The sequence below is a fragment of the Streptomyces sp. UC4497 genome (assembly GCF_054871485.1).
This window is the reverse complement of record NZ_JBTYHB010000010.1, coordinates 74805-94367: the sequence shown is the minus strand read 5'-3', so window position 1 is coordinate 94367 and position 19563 is coordinate 74805. Positions and strand designations below refer to the sequence as shown.

Genomic DNA, 19563 nt, shown 5'->3' with positions numbered 1-19563 from the left:
AACACCTGAACACGTCTTCATGTGTATGCGTTACGCTTGCGCCATGGGCCACGGAAGCGCCACCACCAGCAGCGCCACCACGCGCGAGCGCCTGGACGCGGTCGGCTCGGCAGACGTCGCCGCCACACTCCAGGCCCTGGCCACCCCGTCCCGGCTGTACATCCTGGCCCACCTCCGAGAGGGCCCGTCCCCGGTCGGCGACCTCGCCGAAGCCGTCGGGATGGAAGCCTCCGCCTGCTCCCACCAGCTCCGACTGCTGCGCAACCTCGGACTGGTCACCGGCGAGCGCCAGGGCCGCTCCATCGTCTACTCGCTCCACGACAACCACGTCGCCGAACTTCTCGACCAGGCCCTCCACCACGTGGAGCACCTTCGCCTGGGCCTGCACGACGCACCGGCCCGCGAGTTCACGGCGACCGCCACGGAGTAGCGAGCAAACCCCCCTCGACGCGCTCGCCGTCCTGTTGGCGAGTGGCTGCGCGCCGTCCGCTGAACGGGGTTCAGTCGTGCAGGGCCTGCCCGCTCACCCGGTGATCGGCGTGACTGAGCGCCTCCACGACCAGGCGCCTCAAGTGGCCGTCGGCCAGGCGGTAGTAGATGTGGCGCCCCTCGCGACGCGTCTCCACGAGTCCGGCCAGCCGGAGCTTCGCCAGGTGCTGGCTGACCGCCGTGCGGGAGGCGGCGCAGCGCTCGGCCAGCGAGCCGACGTCCGCCTCCCCCTCCTCCAGCGCGAGCAGCCAGAGCACATGCAGCCGCGTCGTGTCCGAGAGCAACGCGAACACCCGGGTCGCCTCCGCAAGACGTGCGGTGTCGGGTTCGCGCAGATGCGCACGGGGTGCAGTTGGGGCGGGCTCGCGTTGGGGCATGCGCCCAGCCTAGAGCCGACATCCGCCCGATGGATTCCTTCGAACCTTTAGGTGCGCAGATGCGCACATGTTGCATACAGTGGCGGTGCAGTCGACACCGAACCGGAGACCGCCGCATGCTGTCCGTCCTGCGCAATCCCACCTACCGGCACCTGTTCACCGCCCAGGTCGTCGCCCTCACCGGCACCGGCCTGGCGACGGTGGCGCTGAGCCTGCTCGCGTACGACATCGCGGGTGACAGCGCCGGTGAGGTACTCGGCACCGCGCTGGCGATCAAGATGGTGGCGTATGTGCTCATCGCCCCGGCGATCGGCGCGTTCGCGGACCGGCTGCCGCGGCGCACGCTGATGGTGGGTTCCGATCTGGTCCGGGCGGGGGTCGCGCTGTGCCTGCCGTTCGTCGGGCAGGTCTGGCAGGTCTACGTCCTGATCTTCCTGCTGCAGTCGGCGTCGGCGGCGTTCACCCCTGCGTTCCAGGCGGTCATCCCGGACGTGCTGCCGAAGGAGCGCGACTACACGCAGGCGCTGTCGCTGTCCCGGCTCGCGTACGACCTGGAGAGCCTGTTCAGCCCGGCGCTCGCCGGGCTGCTCCTGACCGTGATGACGTACAACTGGCTGTTCACCGGCACGATGGCCGGGTTCCTCGCGTCGGCCGCGCTGGTCGTCTCCGTCGCGCTGCCGAAGCCGGCCGCCGCAACCGGGCCGCGCACCGGTTCCGTCTACGCGAAGGCCACAGCGGGCAGCCGACTCTTCTTCCAACTCCCGCAGCTGCGTTCCCTGTTGGCGCTGAACCTGGCGGTGGCCGCCGCGAGCGCCATGGTCACCGTGAACTCCGTGGTGTACGTGCAAGGTGTCTTCGGCCTGTCCGCCGGGTCGGTGTCGCTCGCGCTGGGGATGTACGGCGGCGGGTCCATGGCCGTGGCGCTCGCGTTGCCCCGCGTGCTCGACCGGGTACGGGATCGGACCGTGATGCTCGGCGGGGCGCTGCTGCTCGTCGTCGTGTTCGCCGGGCTCGGGGCCATCACGGCCGGGACGGACGGGAGTTGGCGCTGGCCCGCGCTGCTCGCGGTCTGGGCGGCGTTCGGTGCCGCGTGCTCGATGGTGCTCACGCCGACGGGACGGTTGATCCGGCGTGCGGCGCCCGAGGATGAGCGTACGGCGGCGTTCGCGGCGCAGTTCTCGCTGTCGCACTCGTGCTGGCTGCTGACGTACCCGTTGGCAGGTTGGCTGGGCGGGGCGGCCGGGCTCGGGTGGGCGGTGGGCGCGCTGGGCCTCATCGCGCTGGTCGCGGCGGTGGGGGCGGTACGGCTGTGGCCGGCCCGGGGCGAGGAGGCGGTCGCACACGTCGAGCACGAGCATGTCTCGCTCGCACTGGATCACCCGCACCTCGCGGACGCCCTTGCTGTGGGCGGTGGTTGGCGGCACAGTCACCGACTCGTCCCGGACGGGCTGCACGTGCACGCCCACCACTGACGCCGACCGGTCAGTTCGTGGGGGCGAGCCCTCCACGGCGGGCCGCCGTGCGGGCGGACGCGCCACCTGGGTCGGCTTCGCCCTGGACGACGCCGCCACCGACGACCTGTCGCATGGGTGGAGGCGGGCGGCCCCAGCATCGCCGAACCACCGGCCGCGGTACGCCTGCAATTCATCCGCCCGCCGCGCAAGGCGAGGTCCCGTGCACGCCGCTGGCCACGGAGCCGGGCAGGGCGGCGGCCACGACACGCTCGTGGCCGCCGCGCACCAACGGCCCGGGGGTCAGGCCTCCTTTCCGAAGACGAGTACCTCGGTGGAGGCGACGCCCATGGGCGCGAGGAAGCTCGCCTCCAGGCTGCACCCGAGATCCGCGAAGAGGTCCACGCACGTCCGGCGGGGCATGGCTGCCGGGAAGGAGTCGTGCCCCGCGCCGCCCTTCGTCGCCCAGACACGCATCGTCGTCGGGTCCAGGCAGGTCTCCGTCATGACGTCGAAGACGATCCGGCCCCCGGGCCTCGTCACCCGGGCCATCTCGAAGAAGTAGCGAGAAGTCCCGAGGAAGGTCAGGGTGTTGAAGACCTTGTGGGCCTGGACGAGGTCGACGCTGTCGTCGGGTGTCGCGGCGAGGCTGAAGTCCGTGACCGGTTGGGCGACCACGCCGAATTCGTCCACCAGGTAGTCGGCCCAGGGCTCCGCCGTCTCGTAGATCTCGTAGCGTTCCGGAGAGCACTCCTGCAGCGTCTTCGCCAGATACCGCCCGGACCCGGGACCGATCTCGAGGACCGTGTCCGGTTCCCCGGCGAAGACGCCAAGCGTCCGCAGTTCGTCGACGGTGGACCGGGTGGCGCCGGGCGTCCCGTTCATGACCTCGTCGATGTAGTCGCCGACCGTGAGACCGGCAGCCCGTGCGGCCCGCATCGTCGGTTCGAACGGGATGAAGTCGTCCACCCCGCCGCTGGGCTGGGTGCTGCGCACGATGCGGAACCCGGCACGCTCCACAAGCCGCTTCGCCCCGGACTTCACCGCAGACCTGGCCTTGCCTGCCGCCGTCATCGCTTCACCCCGTCACGAGCCGCCACAGCCGCCGCGATCCGGGGCGCGGCGAAGGCCGTCCCGCAGGTGAACCGCATGAGTGGCCCGAACGTCGCCACCGCCTGGATCCCGGTGAAGTACAGCCCCGGCACGGACGACCGGAAGCCGGCATCCAGATGCGGGTAGCCGGCGGTGCGGACGAGGTGGGCCCGCAGGTCCGGGTCGAGGAAGTCGACGGCGTCCACGCGCACCCGGTAGCCGGTGGCCGCCAGGACGTGCTCGGTGTGCAGCGTGTGCGTACGGCCCTGTGCGTCCCGGGTGGTCAGCTCCACGCCGTCGCCGTCCGAACGTGCACCCGTCAGGTGCTGCCCGAGCAGTGCCGGCACCACCCCGTCCAGGCGCGGCTTGAGCCACCACGAACCGAACGGGCCGAGCACCCGCCGCACCAGCTTGAGCCGCACCTCACGCGGCAAGTACCGGAAGACGGCGGCGTGATTCACCACGCCGTACAGGCCCCAGGAGCGGCCCAACGGGGTGTCGGGCTGCCAATGCGGCGGGGGCGTGGGGCCCGCCCCGAAGACCAACTTCCGCGTACGGGCGAGGAGTCGGACCTCGGCGCCGGCCTCGTGCAGCAACGCGGCGCTCTCCTGTGCCGACTGCCCGGCGCCCACCACGACGACGTTCCGCCCGGCGAACTTGCCGAGGTCGGGATGCTGGGAGGCGTGCGAGGCATGCCCCTCGTCCATCAGGGGCGACAGCACCTCCGGGACGTACGCGAAGCCGCCCATGCCGCTGGCCACGACCACGGCCGCCGCCCGGACCTCCTCCCCGGAGTCCAGCGCGACCCGGAAGCCGTCGGACTGCCGAGCCACCTCAAGGACCCGCAGGTCCTCGACTTCAGGCACCACCTGCTCGGCGAACCAACGCCCGTAGCGGACGAACAGCTCGACCGGCACCGTGTCGTGCCCGGTCAGCACCGGCCGTCCCGCCTGACGGCAGTGGTCCGCCAGCGTGAAGCCGGGCTCGGGCGCGGACAGCATCGACGCGCTCGGCGGCGACTTGAGCAGCATGCCTGCCGGCATGTTCTGGTCCCAGGCAGCCATCGGCGAGCCGAAGACCCTGACGTTCAGGCCGCGCCCCTTCAGGTGCGCGGCGGTGGACAGGCCGTACGGGCCTGCTCCGATCACGACGACCGGAAGGCGCGTCGCCGTACGAGATGTGGGATGCACGCGAGGCGTGCGGGACGTGCGAGACATGTTTCCCCCCTGACGCGGCGCTCACGTGGAGCCGATCCGCGTCCCGGCATGGACGTTGAGGACGTGCCGAAGTCCACTCGCCGCCGGAACCCGGATCGGTCAGGCGGCGAGCGAACAGGGAGAGGAGGGAGGACCGCGCCGCACGACCACGTCGGCGAGGAAGGCAGCGGACGGAGGAGCACGCATCGGCCGAGGGACCACACGCCACACCGCGCCCGGCAGGTCAAGGTCGAGCGGTGTGCACACGGGGGCGAACAAGCGCCGCAGCAGCGAGCCCAGCGCTTCCCACTGTCGCCTGGCGGCGGCGACGAGCATGCGGCGCCGGCAGTCGTCCACTCCGTGCAGCAGTACCGCGCCCAGCGCGGTCAGCACGACATGGGCGATGGCCACGAGCCACCCCGCATGCAGCGATGCCGACCACGCTTCGTGCACGGGCAGGCTCACGGCACCGTCCGCCCGCACGAACCAGTACCCCACGATCGCCTGGCACCCGAAGGCGAGCATCAACTGCGTGCGCAGCGACCGGTCTTGGCCCGCACCAGGCAGAGCGACGACGAACAGCAGGAGCGCGGCGAAGGATCGCACGATCCATGAAGGGCTGGAGTCGAACGCAAGATGATGGACAGTGAAGGTCACCGACGTGCCCATCACGGAGAACAGCCCGGCCCGGGCGGCAGTGATCGGCGCCGGACGCGGCACGCTGCCGCTCCGACGCAAGCGATACGGAAACCCCGAACCCCCCATGACTCACCCATGATGGGGCGTAAGCCGCGTCCTGTCACCACCCCATCGAGTCCGCCGACCTTCAGACCGCCCCCGCAGCCACACGCACTCCCGCAACGTCTCATCGTTCAGGTCTCAACAGGTGCCCAACACGACCTCTCCGTCGATACTGGCGAGGGAGCAGCACCCTCGACAAGGAGCACCTGACAAGCCGTAAGCAAAGTCAGCATTGAGTCAGCATCAGCCCCGCCCACCCTCGACATCGACCGCCACGGACCGCCAAGATCCAGAACCGCCAATACCCAACCTGACCAGGCAAGACGCAGGTCAGCGCGCTACCTGCCAACGCCACCCGGAGGTACCAGTGAAAATGTTGATCAACGTAGCCGAGACGGTCGTCGCCGACGCTCTGCGGGGGATGGCCGCCGCCCACCCCGAGCTGAACGTGGACGTCGAGAACCGGGTGATCGTGCGCCGGGACGCGCCGGTGGCCGGGAAGGTGGCGTTGGTGTCGGGCGGCGGGTCCGGGCACGAGCCGCTGCACGGCGGGTTCGTCGGCCCCGGGATGCTCGCCGCGGCCTGCCCCGGTGAGGTGTTCACCTCGCCCGTGCCGGATCAGATGGTGCGGGCCGCCGCCGCGGTGGACAGCGGCGCCGGCGTGTTGTTCATCGTGAAGAACTACACGGGTGACGTACTGAACTTCGACATGGCCGCTGAGCTCGCCGAGGACGAGGGCGTCCAGGTCGCCAAGGTCCTGGTCAACGACGACGTCGCCGTCACCGACTCCCTCTACACCGCGGGGCGGCGCGGCACCGGGGCGACCCTGTTCGTGGAGAAGATCGCCGGAGCCGCCGCCGAGGAGGGGCAGCCGCTGGAGCGCGTCGAGGCGATCGCCCGGCAGGTCAACGAGAACGCGCGGAGTTTTGGTGTCGCGCTGAGCGCCTGCAGCACACCGTCCAAGGGGGCTCCCACCTTTGATCTGCCGTCCGGCGAGCTGGAGTTGGGGATCGGGATCCACGGCGAGCCGGGCCGGGAGCGGCGTTCCATGATGACGTCCGGGGAGATCGCGGACTACTCCGTGAACGTCGTGCTGGAGGACCTCAACCCCAGCAGCCCCGTGCTCGTGCTGGTCAACGGGATGGGCGCCACCCCGCTGCTCGAGCTCTACGGATTCAACGCCGAGGTGCAGCGGGTGCTGGAGGAGCGCGGCGTACCCGTCGCCCGCACGCTCGTCGGGAACTACGTCACCTCGCTCGACATGGCCGGCGCCTCCGTCACGATCTGCCAGGCCGACGAGGAGCTGCTGCGCCTGTGGGACGCGCCGGTCAGCACGGCCGGGCTCCGCTGGGGCATGTAGACAGGGGCATGTAGCTGAACGCATGCATGCACAGGCCACGCCCTGGTACCTCGTCGCATCAACGAACCTGAACAGCAAGGAGATCACGTGCTCGACGCCGACTTCTTCCGGCGCTGGCTGACACTGGCCGCCGCGGCCGTGGACCGCGAGGCCGACCGGCTCACCGACCTCGACTCGCCGATCGGCGACGCGGACCACGGCAGCAATCTGCAGCGCGGGTTCAACGCCGTGCGCGCCACCCTCGACAAGGACGCGCCGGACACTCCGGGGGCCGTACTGACCCTGGCCGGACGGCAGTTGATCTCGACGGTGGGCGGCGCCTCGGGTCCGCTGTACGGGACGCTGCTGCGCCGCACCGGCAAGGCGCTGGGCGACGCGGCCGAGGTCGGCGAGGCGGACTTCGCGCAGGCACTGAAGGCCGGGGTCGACGCCGTCGCCGCGCTCGGCGGCGCCGCGCCCGGCGACAAGACCATGCTCGACGCCCTCGTCCCGGCGGTGGAGGCGCTCGGCGAAGGGGACTTCCTCGCGGCGCGGTCCGCGGCCGAGCACGGGGCCGAGGCCACGACACCACTGCAGGCCCGCAAGGGGCGGGCGAGTTACCTCGGTGAGCGCAGCATCGGGCACCAGGATCCGGGCGCCACATCGTCGGCGCTGCTGATCGCCGCGCTGGCCGAGACGGCGACCGCCGAGGCGGGGGCGGGCGCATGAGCGCCCCCGACAAGCCCGTCGGCATCGTGCTGGTCTCGCACAGCAAGGACGTCGCCGAGTCCGTGGCGCGGCTCGCGGCCGGGCTCTCCGGGGGCGGCGACACCGCGCCCGTCGCGGCGGCGGGCGGCACGGAGGACGGCGGCCTCGGCACCAGCTCCGAGCTGATCTCCACCGCCGCCGCAAAGGTCGACCGGGGTGCGGGGGTCGCGGTCCTCGTCGACCTCGGCAGCGCCGTGCTGACGGTGAAGGCGCTGCTGGCCGAGGGCGACGAACTCCCGGACGGCACGCGCCTGGTGGACGCCCCCTTCGTGGAGGGCGCGATCGCCGCGGTCGTCACCGCCTCCACCGGAGCGGACCTGGACTCGGTCGCCGCGGCGGCATCGGAGGCGTACACGTACCGGAAGGACTGAAGGGGCGAGGAACCGCCCCCCAGCTCCTCCCACCGCCTCCCCCAACGAGCCTTTGGTACAGACCTGTTGGCGCGAACCCCTTGAGGAAAGCCCTCCTCTCGTGCCATACAGGTCTGTACCAATCCGCTCGAACGGAAGGCCCTCCGTGCGACGCCTCCCCCCACGCACCCTGCTCGCCCGCACGGCCTGCGCCGCCGTACTCGTGCCCGCGCTCGCCTCCTGCGGCCTCCTCTCCGACAGCGCGAAGGCCGAGGGGCCCGCCCTGTCGGCGCCGGCCGGGGTCACCGCGCAGGCCGGAAGCGCCACCTCCGTGCACGTCATGTGGAACCGCCCCGCGAGCACGGCGGAGGTCGACGAGTACGTGGTGTATCGGGGCGGCAAGCGCGTGAAGCGGCTGCCCGCGGAGCGGCACATGGTCGATGTCACCGGGCTCGCGCCCACGTCCCGTTACGTGTTCACGGTGCGGGCCCGCGGCACGGACGGCTCTCTCGGGCCCGCCAGCCCCCGCGTCACCGTCACCACACCGGCCGCCGTCAAGGAGGACCGCGCGGCGCCGAGCCGGCCGACCGGGCTGCACGGAGAGGCGGACGGGAGCCGTGCCGCGTCGCTGGCGTGGCGGAAGGCGACGGACGACCGGGGTGTCGCCTCGTACGACATCTACCAGGGCGCCACGAAGATCCACAGTGTCGGCGGCAAGGAGACGCGGGCGCTGGTCACCGGGCTGCGGCCGGGCACCGCGTACGCGTTCAGCGTGCGTGCCCGGGACGCCGCCGACAACACCTCGGCCGCGAGCGGGACCCTGCGCCTGACGACCGCGCGCGGCAAGGGCGAGGAGGGGCCCGGTACCGCCCCTGCGGAGTTCGAGGCGTCGACGCGGCGCGCGAAGGGCGCGTACTACATCGACCTGGCGTGGACGCCACCGCGGACCGGCGGCGAGGTCCCTGCGTACCAGGTGTTCCTGGACGGCCAGGAGGCGACGACGGTGATGTGGGGCGAGAACGCGCCGGCCGACTCGGCGACGTACAGCTTCTACATCGGCAAGAAGCCGCACGTGGAGCACCGGGTGAAGCTCCGCGCGCAGTTGCCGGACGGGACGTGGGGCGCCTTCTCGGCGGAGCGGAAGGTGACCACGGGGAAGGCTACGAAGCGGGGCTGAGGCTCAGTCGAGCTCCGTCAGGGTCCGCTCCAGCCAGTCCACCCAGAACCGTTCGAGGTCGATGCCCGCGCGCAGCACCGCGTGCTGAAGGCGGTCGGCCTCGCTGTTCTTCTCCGGTGGGAAGTCACGCTTCTCGATGTCCTGGTACGTCGCCAACTGCTCGCGGTGCAGGGCGAGATGGCGGCTCAGGTCCTCGGCGATGCCCTCCGTGCCGACCACCGCGGCGGAGCGCAGGCGCAGCGGCAGCGGGTCGCGCAGCGGCCTGGGATCCTGAGGGGTGGCGGTCCAGCGGGCCAGTTCCGCGCGGCCCTGCGGCAGGACCTCGTACTCCTTCTTCTGGCCGCGCGCGGGTGTCTCGGTGGGCAGCGCGCGGATCAGTCCCTCGCGTTCGAGTTTGCCGAGCTCCCGGTAGATCTGCTGGTGCGTGGCCGACCAGAAGTAGCCGATGGACCTGTCGAACCTGCGGGTCAGCTCGAGGCCCGACGACGGCTTCTCCAGGAGCGCCGTGAGGATCGCGTGCGGGAGTGACATGTCGTAAGGGTAGGTGAGTTCCCGTGAGTGGACATGGGCGAAGGGGAGTCACGTGTCCGGCGGGCCCGGTCACGTGACTCCCCGGTCTCTGGGGCGGGCCCTACAGCGCCGCCGCGACCTCGGTGCCCTGCTTGATGGCGCGCTTGGCGTCCAGCTCGGCCGCGAGGTCGGCGCCGCCGATCAGGTGCGGGGTACGTCCGGCGGCCACCAGGTCGTCGTACAGCGAGCGGTGGGGTTCCTGGCCCGCGCACAGGACGACGGTGTCGACGGGGATGAGGGACTGCTCGCCCTCGACGGTGATGTGCAGGCCCGCGTCGTCGATGAGGTCGTACGTGGCGCCCGCGACCATGGTGACACCGCGGTGGCGCAGTTCGGTGCGGTGGATCCAGCCGGTCGTCTTGCCGAGGCCCGCGCCGACCTTGGTGGTCTTGCGCTGGACGAGGTGCACCTGGCGGGGCGGGGCAGGACGCTCGGGCTTGGTGAGGCCGCCGCGGTCGGCGTAGTCCATGTCGACGCCCCACTGCCGGAAGTACGTGGCCGGGTCCAGGCTCGCCTTCTCGCCGTCGTCGGTGAGGTACTCGGCGACGTCGAAGCCGATGCCACCGGCGCCGATGATCGCGACGCGGTCGCCGACGGGCGCGCCGCCGCGCAGGACGTCGAGGTAGCCGACGACCTTCGGGTGGTCGACGCCGTCGATGGCGGGGGTGCGCGGGGCGACGCCGGTGGCGACGACGACCTCGTCGTAGGAGTCGAGGTCGCCCGCGGCGACGCGGGTCTCCAACTTGACGTTCACGCCGTGCAGTTCGAGCTGCGTGCGAAAGTAGCGCAGCGTCTCGTTGAACTCCTCCTTGCCGGGGACCTGGCGGGCGACGTTGAGCTGCCCGCCGATCTCGGCGGCGGCGTCGAACAGGGTCACCTCGTGGCCGCGCTCGGCGGCGCTGACGGCGCAGGCGAGTCCGGCGGGGCCCGCGCCGACGACGGCGACGCGCTTGCGGATCCGGGTCGGCGAGAGCACCAGCTCAGTCTCGTGGCAGGCGCGCGGGTTCACCAGGCAGGAGGTGATCTGGAGGCTGAAGATGTGGTCGAGGCAGGCCTGGTTGCAGCCGATGCAGGTGTTGATGGTGTCGGAGCGCTCGGCGGCGGCCTTGTTCACGAACTCCGGGTCGGCGAGCATCGGGCGCGCCATGGAGACCATGTCGGCGGCGCCGTCGGCGAGCAACTCCTCGGCGAGTTCCGGGGTGTTGATGCGGTTGGTGGTGACGAGCGGGACGTTCACCTCGCCCATGACCTTCTTGGTGACGAAGGTGTACGCGCCACGCGGCACGGACGTGGCGATGGTGGGGATGCGCGCCTCGTGCCAGCCGATGCCGGTGTTGATGATGGTCGCGCCGGCCGCCTCGATCTCCTTGGCGAGCTGCACGACCTCGTCGAGGGTCGAGCCGCCGGGGACCAGGTCCAGCATGGACAGCCGGTAGATGAGGATGAAGTCGGGCCCGACCCGCTCGCGCACGCGCCGCACGATCTCGACGGCGAACCGGATCCGGTTCTCGTACGAACCGCCCCAGCGGTCGGTGCGGTGGTTGGTGGCGGCGACGATGAACTCGTTGATGAGGTAGCCCTCGGAGCCCATGACCTCGACGCCGTCGTACCCGGCGGACTTGGCGAGCTCGGCGGCGCGCACGTAGTCCTCGATGGTCCGCTCGACGTCCGCGTCGCTCAGCTCGTTGGGCACGCAGGGGCTGATGGGGGCCTGCAGCGCGCTCGGCGCGACCAGGTTCGGGTGGTAGGCGTACCGGCCGAAGTGCAGGATCTGCATGGCGATCCTGCCGCCCGCCGCGTGCACGGCGTCGGTGATCTCGCGGTGCTGCTCGGCCTCGGCCTCGGTGGTCATCTTGGCGCCGCCCTCGAAGGAGCAGCCCTCGGCGTTGGGCGCGATGCCGCCGGTGACGATGAGGCCGACGCCGCCGCGGGCGCGGGTCGCGTAGAACTCGGCCATGCGCGCGAACCCGTTCGGAGCCTCCTCAAGGCCCACGTGCATCGAGCCCATCAGGACGCGGTTGGGGAGCGTCGTGAATCCGAGGTCGAGCGGGGCGAGCAGGTGCGGGTAGCGGCTCATGGGGCCCTCCGTGAGCGGTGAACGGTCGAATCAGTTGTAGAGGACACTGCACTGGTTATGCAACAAGTTGCAAAAGAGATCCGCGCCACGTCGGGCCGCCGCCGGGCGGGCTGGGTTGTAGAGTGCAACGAGCATCCCGAAAGGAACCGCCGTGGCACAGCAAGATCACGCGGCCGACCGCGAGGCGGCCGTGGAGACGATTCAGCGCGAGCTGACCTCGTTCGCCCGGCGCGCGCGGGCCACCGCCGCGCGGATGCACCCGGAGCTCTCGCTCGTCTCGTACTCGCTGCTCGCCCACCTCGACGAGCGGGGCGGCTGCCGCGCCACGGACCTGGCGGCGCACTACGCCCTCGACAAGTCGACGGTCAGCCGCCAGGTGGCCGCCCTCCAGCGGGCCGGCCTCGTGATCCGGCGCGTCGACCCCGACGACCACCGGGTCCAGGTCCTGCACCCGACCGAGGCGGGCGCCGACGTGCTGCGCCAGGTGACCGTCAACCGCCGCCAGATCTTCGGCGACCGGCTGGCGGACTGGCCGGAGGAGGACCTGGAGCGGTTCGCCGACTACCTGGTGCGCTACAACCACGCGGCCCAGGAAGAGGAAAGCGGCTCGTAGGTCGCTCCGGGCCCATGCTCAGTTCGTGGCCCGCTCCGCGCTACCGCGGCGCCCGCACCGTCCGGAAGTGGGTCGTGTTGCGCAGGTGGAAGCCCAGGGCCTCGTACAGCCGGATCGCGTTGGTGTTGGCCGCGCCGGTGTGCAGGAACGGGGTCTCGCCGCGCTCCTGGACCGCGGCCGCGACGGCCTTCACCAGGCGGCCCGCGAGCCCCTTGCCCCGGTGGCCCGGGTCGGTGCACACGGCGCTGACCTCGGTGTATCCGGGCAGGTGCAGACGCTCCCCCGCCATCGCGATGAGCGCGCCGCCCTGGCGCACGCCGAGGTACGTGCCGAGTTCGATGGTGCGGGGCGTGAACGGGCCGGGCTGGGTGCGGGCCACGAGGTCGAGCATCTCCGGCACGTCGTCGGCGGTGAGCTGGACGGCCTCCGGGTCCTGGGCCGCGTCCACCGCGTCGCCGACCATACGCACGCCCTCGAAGTCCACCGTCGCCTCCCAGCCGTCCGGCAGCTCGATGTCGGTGCCGAGCAGCGGCAGGGTTCCGTCGGGGGCGGCGAAGGCGGCGAGGTCCGCCCAGTCCGAGGGCGTGGGGTCAGGCGGCAGGGCGGTCCACGGCGTGACGGCGGTGGGATAGCGCAGGGCCCGGCCGCTGCGCTCGGCGAAGTGCGCGTGCGGGCCGGTGAGCGCGGCGTACGCGGGGTGGTCGAGGGGGTGGAACCCGAGGTCGGGACCGGTGGTGCCCTCGTGCTCTTCGTACGTCTGCGTCATCCGGCGGAACCTTCGAACCTTCTCCTGAGCCACAGCCGCCCCATCCGTTCACGGCGGCCAAAAGACCAGAACCGCCGGAGGCGCCGCCGCATTCCCGGACCCCGCACCACACCCCCGTGATCACGCTTGGCATCCTGGCGCGATGCCGTTCACGTCACTGAGTGATCACGTCGAGTCCCTGCTCGCCACCGAGGAGCCGCTGCCGATCGTCGCGGCGGGCGACCCGGTCCTGCGCCGCCCCGCCGAGCCCGTCGACGGGCAGCTCCCCGACGAACTGCTCGCCCGGCTGATCGCCGCGATGCGGGTCACCATGCACGCCGCGCCCGGCGTGGGCCTGGCCGCGCCGCAGATCGGGGTGCCGCTGCGGCTCGCCGTCATCGAGGACGCGGCGGCCGTGAGCGAGGAGGTGCGCGAGGCACGGGGGCGGGTCCCGCAGCCGTTCCGGGTGCTGGTCAACCCGTCGTACGAAGGTGTGGGGCCGCGGCACGCCGCCTTCTACGAAGGGTGCTTGAGCGTGCCGGGCTACCAGGCCGTCGTCGCCCGGCACGAGCGCGTGCGGCTGCGCGCCCTCGACGAGCAAGGGCGCGCGGTGGACGAGGAGTTCACGGGCTGGCCCGCACGGATCGTGCAGCACGAGACGGACCACCTGAACGGCACGCTCTATCTGGACCGGGCCGAGCTGCGCTCGCTGTCGTCCACGCAGAGCAGCGCGGCAGTGGAACGCTGGGCGCAGCCGACTCCCCAACTCGCCGCTCAGGAGCTGGGGTTCGAGCTTCCCGGGTCCGACTGACCGTCAGCCCATCTCCGGCATCTCACCCTGGGCGGCGGTCACGTCGATGACGGAGAATGCCGCGCCCTGCGGGTCCCCGACCGCCGCGAACCGGCCGAAAGGGCTGTCCACGGGACCGAAGTGCAGCTTGCCGCCCAGGCGTTGGACGGTGGCGACGGCCGCGTCGCAGTCCTCGACGACGAAGTACACATTGACGTACGAAGGGACGTGGGCGGGGAATTCGTCGGTCATCTGCAAGCGGCCCATGGCCGGTTCGCCGTCCAGCATCCAGACGTTGAAGTCCATGTTCTCGTCGGCCATCTTCTGCACGTCGTAGCCGAAGACCTTCGGGAAGAAGGAGTCGGTCCGCCCGGCGTTGCGGGTGTTGACCTCGGCCCAGCAGAACGCGCCGGGCTCGTTGACCTTCTCGAAGCCCTCGTGGGTGTCGGGCTGCCAGACGCTGAAGACGACGCCCGCGGGGTCCTGGGCGGTGACCATCGTGCCGAAGGACGCGACCTGCATCGGGTCCATCATGACGCTGCCGCCCGCGTCCTTGATCCGCTCGACGACCGACTCGATGTCGGCGGTGGCGAGGTACAGGTTCCAGGCGGGGTGCACGCCCTCCGCGCCGGGCATCTGCGGCACGAGCGCCGCGACCCGCTTGCCGTCGGGCGTCCGCGCCTGCGTGTAGTTGCCGAACTCGGCGCTGCCCTCGTCGTAGGTCCAGCCGAACAGCTCCGTGTAGAAGCCCTTCGCGGCCTCCAGGTCGGGGAACATGGCGTCGGCCCAGATCGGCGCGCCTTCAGGACGAGCGGACATGACGCGACACCCTTCCGTCGGTCGCCGGGCACGACGCGGCCCGGCAGGTATGGGACCACGCTAGGCGCGGCGGGCGTGCGGCGCGATCCGGCGGACGCCACTGCGTCCTGCCGGCCCCCGCCCATCGGCACTGCGTCCTACTGGCCCCCGCCTACCGGCGCGTGGCCACGACCAGCCTGCACCGCGGGCTGCCGTCCGGCCGCTCGCCGAGTTCGGACAGCGCATGGAGCGCCACATCGAACCCGGCGCGGTCCAGCTCCCGCCGTACGTCGCCGAGCCGGAACGGCCGGTAGTACATGACGAACGGGGGCCGCCACACCGCGTTGCGCACCCGCATCGCGCCGTCGAAGCCGAGCATCGCCCAGTAGCCCAGCGAGCCGGGCCCCATCGGCGCGGGCAGCGGGAACGCGAACTGGCCGCCGGGGCGCAGCACTTGGCACACCTCGGAGAACAGCCGTGGCCACTCGCGCGGCAGGAAGTGCCCGAACGCCCCGAAGCTCACCACCAGGTCGAAGACCTCGCCGAAGGGCAGCGCGAGCGCGTCCGCGCGGACGCAGTCGGCCGTCGGCTCACCGCGCCGCGCGACGTCCAGCATGCCGCCGCTGAAGTCCACGCCCACGGCCCGCCCGACGCCCGCTTCGCGCAGCACGCGCAGGCCCGCCCCGGTGCCGCAGCACAGGTCGAGCCCGGTGTCGTACGGGCCGAGCCCGGCGAGCGCGCGGCCCACGGCGTCGAGCACGACATCCGGGGTACGGAACGGCGTCTGGTCGAATTTCGGCGCCAGCAGGTCGTACCCCCGCTCGACCGAGGACAGCGCCTGAACGGTCAGCTCGCGGAGGGTGGGGCCCTGATCGGTGAACATGGCCGCTCAGCATAGGGCGCGCCGGCCCCGAAGTCGGGGCTTGTCGCGCGGCGGGGTCCGGGTGGTACTGTCAAGGCGGTACATGTGCTCGCCCGTTTCGAGGCGCCGGTACCGAATCTCTTTTTTCAGCGCTTTTGGTGCGACGGCTTTCCCGTCGCCACACAGTGCACGTCATCCCTGGTCAGCGGCTTCTGGCGGGCTCTTCACCCGTCGCCGCGGCACCAGGTTCTCCCCGGCCGCGGGGCGCGCTCGGCCGCCCCTGCCTCTCGCCGGATCCCACCCCTTCCCTGCCCTTGAACGCCTGCCGCCGTACGCCCATCGCGTCCGCGGCTCGGCCCGCGAAAGGACCTGTGATCACCATGACCACGGCCACCACCATGAGCACCACCACCGCCACACCCCAAGAACCCGTCCGCGCCGCCGGCGTCCTCGACATCGGCGGGAACGGGCCCGGTTTCCTGCGGGCGGCCGACCTGATCCCCACACCGCACGACGTCCAGGTACCCGCCCACCTCATCCGCCAACTCGGCCTGCGCAAGGGCGACTTCGTCGAGGGGACGTGCGGCAGGCCGCGCAGCCTCGCGCACGTCGAGACCATCGGTGGCGCCCCGGCGGACGCCACCCGCGGACGCCCGCGCTTCGCCGACCTCACGCCGCTCCACCCCAGCGAACGCTTCCACCTCGAACACCCGGCCGCGGGGCTCGCCGGACGGGTCGTCGACCTGTTCACGCCCGTCGGCAAGGGGCAACGCGGCCTCCTCGTCGCCCCGCCGAAGACCGGTAAGACGGTCCTGCTTCAGCAGCTCGCCGCCGCGTTCGCCGCCAACCATCCCGAGGCCCACCTCATGGTGGTGCTCGTCGACGAGCGCCCCGAAGAGGTCACCGACATGCGCCGCTCCGTGCGCGGCGAGGTGTACGCCTCGACGTTCGACCAGCCGGCGAAGGCGCACATCGCGCTCGCCGAACTCGCGGTGGAGCGCGCCAAGCGCCTCACCGAGCAGGGCCGCGACGTGGTGATCCTCCTCGACTCCCTCACCCGCCTGTGCCGGGCGTACAACAACGCGGCCGCCACCAGCGGCCGCACCCTGTCCGGCGGCGTGGACGCGGCCGCCCTGCACGGCCCGAAGCGCTTCTTCGGCGCGGCCCGCGACGCCGAGGAGGCGGGTTCGCTGACCATCCTCGCCACCGCCCTCGTCGACACCGGCTCCCGCGCCGACGACTACTACTTCGAGGAGCTCAAGAGCACCGGCAACATGGAGCTGCGCCTCGACCGCCTCCTCGCGCAGCGCCGCGTCCACCCGGCCGTCGAGCTCACCCCCTCCGGCACCCGCCGCGAGGAACTCCTGCTCCCCGCCGCCGAGTTGGGCGTCGTCCGCGGGCTGCGGCGCGCCCTGCAGAGCCGGGACCCGGCCGCTTCCTACGAGGCCCTGCTCGACAAGCTGCGCCAGACCCCGGACAACGCCACGTTCCTGCGCCAGGCGCAGTCCACCGTGCCCGCGGCCTGACCCCGCCCCGGATACGTAATACTCGACCCATGAACGCGAGCATTACGCGCCGCGGAGGGGGTCCCCCGATCACCGTCCGGCGGGCCACCGCCCAGGACGCCCGGCGCCTCACCCGTCTCGTGCGCAACTCCGGCGCCTACCGGGACCCTTACGCCTCCATGGTCGCGGGCTACCGCGTGGGCCCGGACTACGTAGAGGCGCACCATGTCTACGTAGCGGTGGATCCGGCCGACGAGCGGGTGCTCGGCTTCTACGCGCTGCTCGCCGAGCCGCCGGAGCTGGACCTGATGTTCGTCGCGGACGAGGCGCAGGGCCGGGGCATCGGGCGGCTGCTGGTGGACCATATGCGGGAGCAGGCGCTGGCCGCGGGCCTCGACCACGTCCGCGTCGTCGCGCACCCGCCCGCCGAGGGCTTCTACCGCTCCATGGGCGCGCACCGCACCGGCACCGTGCCCGCGCGCCCGCCGGCCGTCGCCTGGGACCGGCCCGAACTCGAATTCCCCATTCCCCCGGCCGCCTGAGGGGTTCCGCCCTTGCCCGGCACGGCGCACACTCGTGGGCGTCGGAATGCGGCAAGGAGGCCACATTGGGCAGCAGCCAGGCACACGCCGAGGCGTTCGACGTGACCGTGGAGATCCCACAGGGCTCACGGAACAAATACGAGATGGACCACGATCTCGGGCGGATCCGGCTCGACCGGATGCTGTTCACGTCGACCCAGTACCCCGCGGACTACGGCTACATCGAGGGCACGCTCGGCGGCGACGGCGACCCGCTGGACGCGCTCGTCCTGACCGGCGACGCGACGTTCCCCGGCTGCGTCGTCGAGTGCCGGGCGATCGGCATGTTCGTCATGAGCGACGAGAAGGGCCCGGACGAGAAGGTGCTGTGCGTTCCCGCGCACGATCCACGGCACGACGCGATCCGGGACATCGAGGACATCCCCGAGTTCGACCGCCTGGAGATCACCCACTTCTTCGAGGTCTACAAGGATCTGGAGCCGGGAAAATCGGTCGACGGCTCCCACTGGGAGGGCCGGGAGAAGGCGTACAAGGAGATCCACCGGGCCCGCGAACGTGCTTCGGGGTAGGTAGTAGGGTGGTCGGCGCCGTGGTGCTCGGGAAGACCGGTGACGGCCCTTCAGGGGCCCATTCCGGAGCGGCCCTCGCCACTGTGATCGGGTTTCGGACAGCGACGTCCGGAGCGCGCCGTTCCACCCTGTACGCCACTGGCGGCCGTCGGCCGCTGGGAAGGCCGGAGCGGCGGGCACGCCCGTAAGCCAGGAGACCGGCCGCGGCATCTCACGAAGTGATCCACGAGGTGCTGGAGCGTGATCGACGCATGACCCTGCCCGGGAACTCCCCGACCCCTGCCCTGAACTCCCCTCCCCCTGCCTTCCGTTGGCGCCGCGAGGACACGCTGCGCACGGCCGGCCTGATCGCGGTGATTGCCGCGCTGCACGTCGTCGCGTTCGGCGTGCTGTTCCTGCTCGTCGTCCCCGAGCACTACGAAGTCGACAACAAGGCCTTCGGAATCGGCCTCGGCATCACCGCGTACACGCTCGGCATGCGGCACGCCTTCGACGCCGACCACATCGCGGCCATCGACAACACCACCCGCAAGCTGATGGCGGACGGAAAGCGGCCCGTCTCGGTCGGCTTCTGGTTCGCGCTCGGCCACTCCAGCGTGGTGGTCGCGATGGCGGCGCTCGTCGCGGGCGGCGCGGCCCTCGCGGGCACCCTGATGAACGACGACTCGCGCACCCACCAGGTGCTCGGCGTCGTCGGCACCACCGTCTCCGGTTCGTTCCTGTATCTCATCGCCGCACTCAACCTCGTTGCCCTGATGGGCATTTTGAAGGTATTCAAGGCGATGCGCGCGGGCTCCTACGACGAGCGGAAGCTCGAGGAGCACCTGGATTCCCGCGGGTTCATGAACCGGATCCTCGGCCGCTTCACCAAGTCCATCACCCGCCCCGGCCAGATGTTCCCGCTGGGCTTCCTCTTCGGCCTCGGCTTCGACACCGCGACCGAGGTGACGCTGATGGTGATGGCGGGCAGCGGCGCCGCCGCGGGCCTGCCGTGGTACGCGATCCTGTGCCTGCCGCTGCTGTTCGCCGCGGGCATGAGCCTGTTCGACACACTCGACGGCACGTTCATGAACTTCGCCTACCAGTGGGCGTTCTCCAATCCGGTGCGCAAGGTGTTCTACAACCTCACCATCACCGGTCTGTCGATCGCCGTCGCGTTCTTCATCGGCACGATCGAACTCGTCGGCGTCCTGCACGACAAGCTCGACCTGAGCGACGCGGTGACCGGTTGGATCGCGGGTCTCGACCTCGACAACGTCGGGTACGTGATCGTGGGCCTGTTCGTGGTCGTGTGGGCGGCGGCGATCGCCTACTGGCGCCTGGCGCGGGTCGAGCAGCGGTGGTCGGCGCGGGTGGCCGACGGCGCGTAATTCGGTTGCCGGGGCGCGCGGCCCCTGCTGCACTGAACGCAGCGGGCAACCCCGCGCGCCCCTACCGTGAGGACCGATTCATGCGCTCTGCAGACATGTTCCTTCAGAAGGCCACTGCCCTCTCCCCCAAGGACATGACTGT

The 19563-nt window shown here is 71.4% G+C and carries 21 protein-coding genes and 1 riboswitch; of the genes, 12 read left to right on the top strand and 9 right to left on the bottom strand.

Annotated elements, in window-relative coordinates; all coding sequences use genetic code 11:
* The first annotated feature begins 43 nt into the window (after window positions 1-43).
* Complete coding sequence (locus tag ACYSUO_RS16330) at window positions 44-430, top strand: ArsR/SmtB family transcription factor (protein ID WP_461776848.1); 387 nt, start codon at window positions 44-46, stop codon at window positions 428-430.
* Window positions 431-500: 70 nt separating this feature from the next.
* On the opposite strand, the gene ACYSUO_RS16325 is transcribed toward ACYSUO_RS16330, so the two are convergent.
* Window positions 501-866 carry an ArsR/SmtB family transcription factor gene (locus ACYSUO_RS16325; protein WP_461776847.1) on the bottom strand — a complete coding sequence of 122 codons (366 nt, stop codon included), beginning with the start codon at window positions 864-866 and terminating at the stop codon, window positions 501-503.
* Between the two features lie 116 nt (window positions 867-982).
* On the opposite strand from ACYSUO_RS16325, the gene ACYSUO_RS16320 reads away from it, so the two are divergent.
* Window positions 983-2338: an MFS transporter gene (locus ACYSUO_RS16320; RefSeq protein ID WP_461776845.1), complete on the top strand. Its 1356-nt coding sequence runs from the start codon at window positions 983-985 to the stop codon at window positions 2336-2338.
* A 282-nt stretch (window positions 2339-2620) separates the two neighbouring features.
* On the opposite strand, the gene ACYSUO_RS16315 is transcribed toward ACYSUO_RS16320, so the two are convergent.
* From ACYSUO_RS16315 to ACYSUO_RS16305, 3 genes are all read right to left on the bottom strand, one after another.
* Window positions 2621-3391: a class I SAM-dependent methyltransferase gene (locus tag ACYSUO_RS16315; protein WP_461776844.1), complete on the bottom strand. Its 771-nt coding sequence runs from the start codon at window positions 3389-3391 to the stop codon at window positions 2621-2623.
* The gene (locus tag ACYSUO_RS16310) at window positions 3388-4626 is read right to left on the bottom strand and encodes an NAD(P)-binding domain-containing protein (RefSeq protein WP_461776843.1); all 1239 of its coding nucleotides are present in this window, start codon (window positions 4624-4626) and stop codon (window positions 3388-3390) included. Before ACYSUO_RS16310 ends, ACYSUO_RS16315 begins: the two co-directional genes overlap by 4 nt.
* 99 nt (window positions 4627-4725) lie before the next feature.
* Window positions 4726-5325 carry a hypothetical protein gene (locus ACYSUO_RS16305; RefSeq protein ID WP_461776842.1) on the bottom strand — a complete coding sequence of 200 codons (600 nt, stop codon included), beginning with the start codon at window positions 5323-5325 and terminating at the stop codon, window positions 4726-4728.
* Window positions 5326-5713: 388 nt separating this feature from the next.
* Here ACYSUO_RS16305 and dhaK point away from each other — a divergent pair, with 388 nt between their 5' ends.
* From dhaK to ACYSUO_RS16285, 4 genes are all read left to right on the top strand, one after another.
* The gene (gene dhaK / locus ACYSUO_RS16300; protein WP_461776841.1) at window positions 5714-6706 is read left to right on the top strand and encodes a dihydroxyacetone kinase subunit DhaK; all 993 of its coding nucleotides are present in this window, start codon (window positions 5714-5716) and stop codon (window positions 6704-6706) included.
* 87 nt (window positions 6707-6793) lie between these two features.
* Window positions 6794-7414, top strand: coding sequence for a dihydroxyacetone kinase subunit DhaL (gene dhaL, locus ACYSUO_RS16295; protein WP_461776840.1), 621 nt, complete (start codon window positions 6794-6796; stop codon window positions 7412-7414).
* Window positions 7411-7824, top strand: coding sequence for a dihydroxyacetone kinase phosphoryl donor subunit DhaM (dhaM, locus tag ACYSUO_RS16290; protein ID WP_461776839.1), 414 nt, complete (start codon window positions 7411-7413; stop codon window positions 7822-7824). Before dhaL ends, dhaM begins: the two co-directional genes overlap by 4 nt.
* Window positions 7825-7969: 145 nt before the next feature.
* Window positions 7970-8980 carry a fibronectin type III domain-containing protein gene (locus tag ACYSUO_RS16285; RefSeq protein WP_461776837.1) on the top strand — a complete coding sequence of 337 codons (1011 nt, stop codon included), beginning with the start codon at window positions 7970-7972 and terminating at the stop codon, window positions 8978-8980.
* A 3-nt stretch (window positions 8981-8983) separates the two neighbouring features.
* Here the strand turns inward: ACYSUO_RS16285 and ACYSUO_RS16280 are convergent, their stop codons facing one another.
* Both ACYSUO_RS16280 and ACYSUO_RS16275 read right to left on the bottom strand, forming a co-directional pair.
* Window positions 8984-9511, bottom strand: a complete 528-nt coding sequence (locus ACYSUO_RS16280) for a PadR family transcriptional regulator (RefSeq protein ID WP_461776836.1) — start codon at window positions 9509-9511, stop codon at window positions 8984-8986.
* Window positions 9512-9611: 100 nt separating this feature from the next.
* A complete protein-coding gene (locus ACYSUO_RS16275) occupies window positions 9612-11627 on the bottom strand; it encodes an oxidoreductase (RefSeq protein ID WP_461776834.1) in 2016 nt (671 codons plus the stop codon).
* Window positions 11628-11778: 151 nt separating this feature from the next.
* Here ACYSUO_RS16275 and ACYSUO_RS16270 point away from each other — a divergent pair, with 151 nt between their 5' ends.
* Entirely contained in the window at window positions 11779-12240 is a 462-nt protein-coding gene (locus tag ACYSUO_RS16270; RefSeq protein ID WP_461776833.1) for a MarR family winged helix-turn-helix transcriptional regulator, read from the top strand.
* A 40-nt stretch (window positions 12241-12280) separates the two neighbouring features.
* Here ACYSUO_RS16270 and ACYSUO_RS16265 read toward each other — a convergent pair whose 3' ends face one another.
* Window positions 12281-13006 (bottom strand): GNAT family N-acetyltransferase, encoded by a 726-nt coding sequence (locus tag ACYSUO_RS16265; protein WP_461776832.1) that lies wholly within the window; start codon window positions 13004-13006, stop codon window positions 12281-12283.
* A gap of 142 nt (window positions 13007-13148) precedes the next feature.
* On the opposite strand from ACYSUO_RS16265, the gene def reads away from it, so the two are divergent.
* Complete coding sequence (gene def, locus ACYSUO_RS16260) at window positions 13149-13796, top strand: peptide deformylase (RefSeq protein ID WP_461776831.1); 648 nt, start codon at window positions 13149-13151, stop codon at window positions 13794-13796.
* Window positions 13797-13799: 3 nt separating this feature from the next.
* Here the strand turns inward: def and ACYSUO_RS16255 are convergent, their stop codons facing one another.
* Window positions 13800-14594, bottom strand: a complete 795-nt coding sequence (locus ACYSUO_RS16255; RefSeq protein ID WP_461776830.1) for a VOC family protein — start codon at window positions 14592-14594, stop codon at window positions 13800-13802.
* A 151-nt stretch (window positions 14595-14745) separates the two neighbouring features.
* A complete protein-coding gene (locus tag ACYSUO_RS16250; protein ID WP_461776829.1) occupies window positions 14746-15456 on the bottom strand; it encodes a class I SAM-dependent methyltransferase in 711 nt (236 codons plus the stop codon).
* Window positions 15457-15815: 359 nt separating this feature from the next.
* On the opposite strand from ACYSUO_RS16250, the gene rho reads away from it, so the two are divergent.
* The 4 genes from rho to nicT all read left to right on the top strand — a co-directional run bounded on the left by rho (window position 15816) and on the right by nicT (window position 19421).
* Window positions 15816-16961 (top strand): transcription termination factor Rho, encoded by a 1146-nt coding sequence (rho, locus tag ACYSUO_RS16245; protein ID WP_461776828.1) that lies wholly within the window; start codon window positions 15816-15818, stop codon window positions 16959-16961.
* Between the two features lie 29 nt (window positions 16962-16990).
* Window positions 16991-17482, top strand: a complete 492-nt coding sequence (locus ACYSUO_RS16240; RefSeq protein WP_461776826.1) for a GNAT family N-acetyltransferase — start codon at window positions 16991-16993, stop codon at window positions 17480-17482.
* Window positions 17483-17547: 65 nt separating this feature from the next.
* Window positions 17548-18051, top strand: a complete 504-nt coding sequence (locus ACYSUO_RS16235; protein WP_461776825.1) for an inorganic diphosphatase — start codon at window positions 17548-17550, stop codon at window positions 18049-18051.
* A 4-nt stretch (window positions 18052-18055) separates the two neighbouring features.
* Window positions 18056-18271: riboswitch (cobalamin riboswitch) on the top strand.
* A gap of 31 nt (window positions 18272-18302) precedes the next feature.
* Window positions 18303-19421 (top strand): Nickel transporter NicT, encoded by a 1119-nt coding sequence (gene nicT / locus ACYSUO_RS16230; protein ID WP_461776824.1) that lies wholly within the window; start codon window positions 18303-18305, stop codon window positions 19419-19421.
* Window positions 19422-19563: the final 142 nt, after the last annotated feature.

What these genes read in the sequence shown, in the direction of transcription:
- def (WP_461776831.1), top strand. Translation starts at nt 13,149, where the DNA reads ATGCCGTTCACGTCACTGAGTGATCACGTCGAGTCCCTGCTCGCCACC.
- ACYSUO_RS16240 (WP_461776826.1), top strand. Translation starts at nt 16,991, where the DNA reads ATGAACGCGAGCATTACGCGCCGCGGAGGGGGTCCCCCGATCACCGTC.
- ACYSUO_RS16315 (WP_461776844.1), bottom strand. Translation starts at nt 3,391, where the DNA reads ATGACGGCGGCAGGCAAGGCCAGGTCTGCGGTGAAGTCCGGGGCGAAG.
- ACYSUO_RS16325 (WP_461776847.1), bottom strand. Translation starts at nt 866, where the DNA reads ATGCCCCAACGCGAGCCCGCCCCAACTGCACCCCGTGCGCATCTGCGC.
- ACYSUO_RS16330 (WP_461776848.1), top strand. Translation starts at nt 44, where the DNA reads ATGGGCCACGGAAGCGCCACCACCAGCAGCGCCACCACGCGCGAGCGC.
- ACYSUO_RS16275 (WP_461776834.1), bottom strand. Translation starts at nt 11,627, where the DNA reads ATGAGCCGCTACCCGCACCTGCTCGCCCCGCTCGACCTCGGATTCACG.
- rho (WP_461776828.1), top strand. Translation starts at nt 15,816, where the DNA reads ATGACCACGGCCACCACCATGAGCACCACCACCGCCACACCCCAAGAA.
- ACYSUO_RS16310 (WP_461776843.1), bottom strand. Translation starts at nt 4,626, where the DNA reads ATGTCTCGCACGTCCCGCACGCCTCGCGTGCATCCCACATCTCGTACG.
- ACYSUO_RS16250 (WP_461776829.1), bottom strand. Translation starts at nt 15,456, where the DNA reads ATGTTCACCGATCAGGGCCCCACCCTCCGCGAGCTGACCGTTCAGGCG.
- dhaM (WP_461776839.1), top strand. Translation starts at nt 7,411, where the DNA reads ATGAGCGCCCCCGACAAGCCCGTCGGCATCGTGCTGGTCTCGCACAGC.
- ACYSUO_RS16255 (WP_461776830.1), bottom strand. Translation starts at nt 14,594, where the DNA reads ATGTCCGCTCGTCCTGAAGGCGCGCCGATCTGGGCCGACGCCATGTTC.
- ACYSUO_RS16320 (WP_461776845.1), top strand. Translation starts at nt 983, where the DNA reads ATGCTGTCCGTCCTGCGCAATCCCACCTACCGGCACCTGTTCACCGCC.
- ACYSUO_RS16280 (WP_461776836.1), bottom strand. Translation starts at nt 9,511, where the DNA reads ATGTCACTCCCGCACGCGATCCTCACGGCGCTCCTGGAGAAGCCGTCG.
- ACYSUO_RS16265 (WP_461776832.1), bottom strand. Translation starts at nt 13,006, where the DNA reads ATGACGCAGACGTACGAAGAGCACGAGGGCACCACCGGTCCCGACCTC.
- nicT (WP_461776824.1), top strand. Translation starts at nt 18,303, where the DNA reads ATGACCCTGCCCGGGAACTCCCCGACCCCTGCCCTGAACTCCCCTCCC.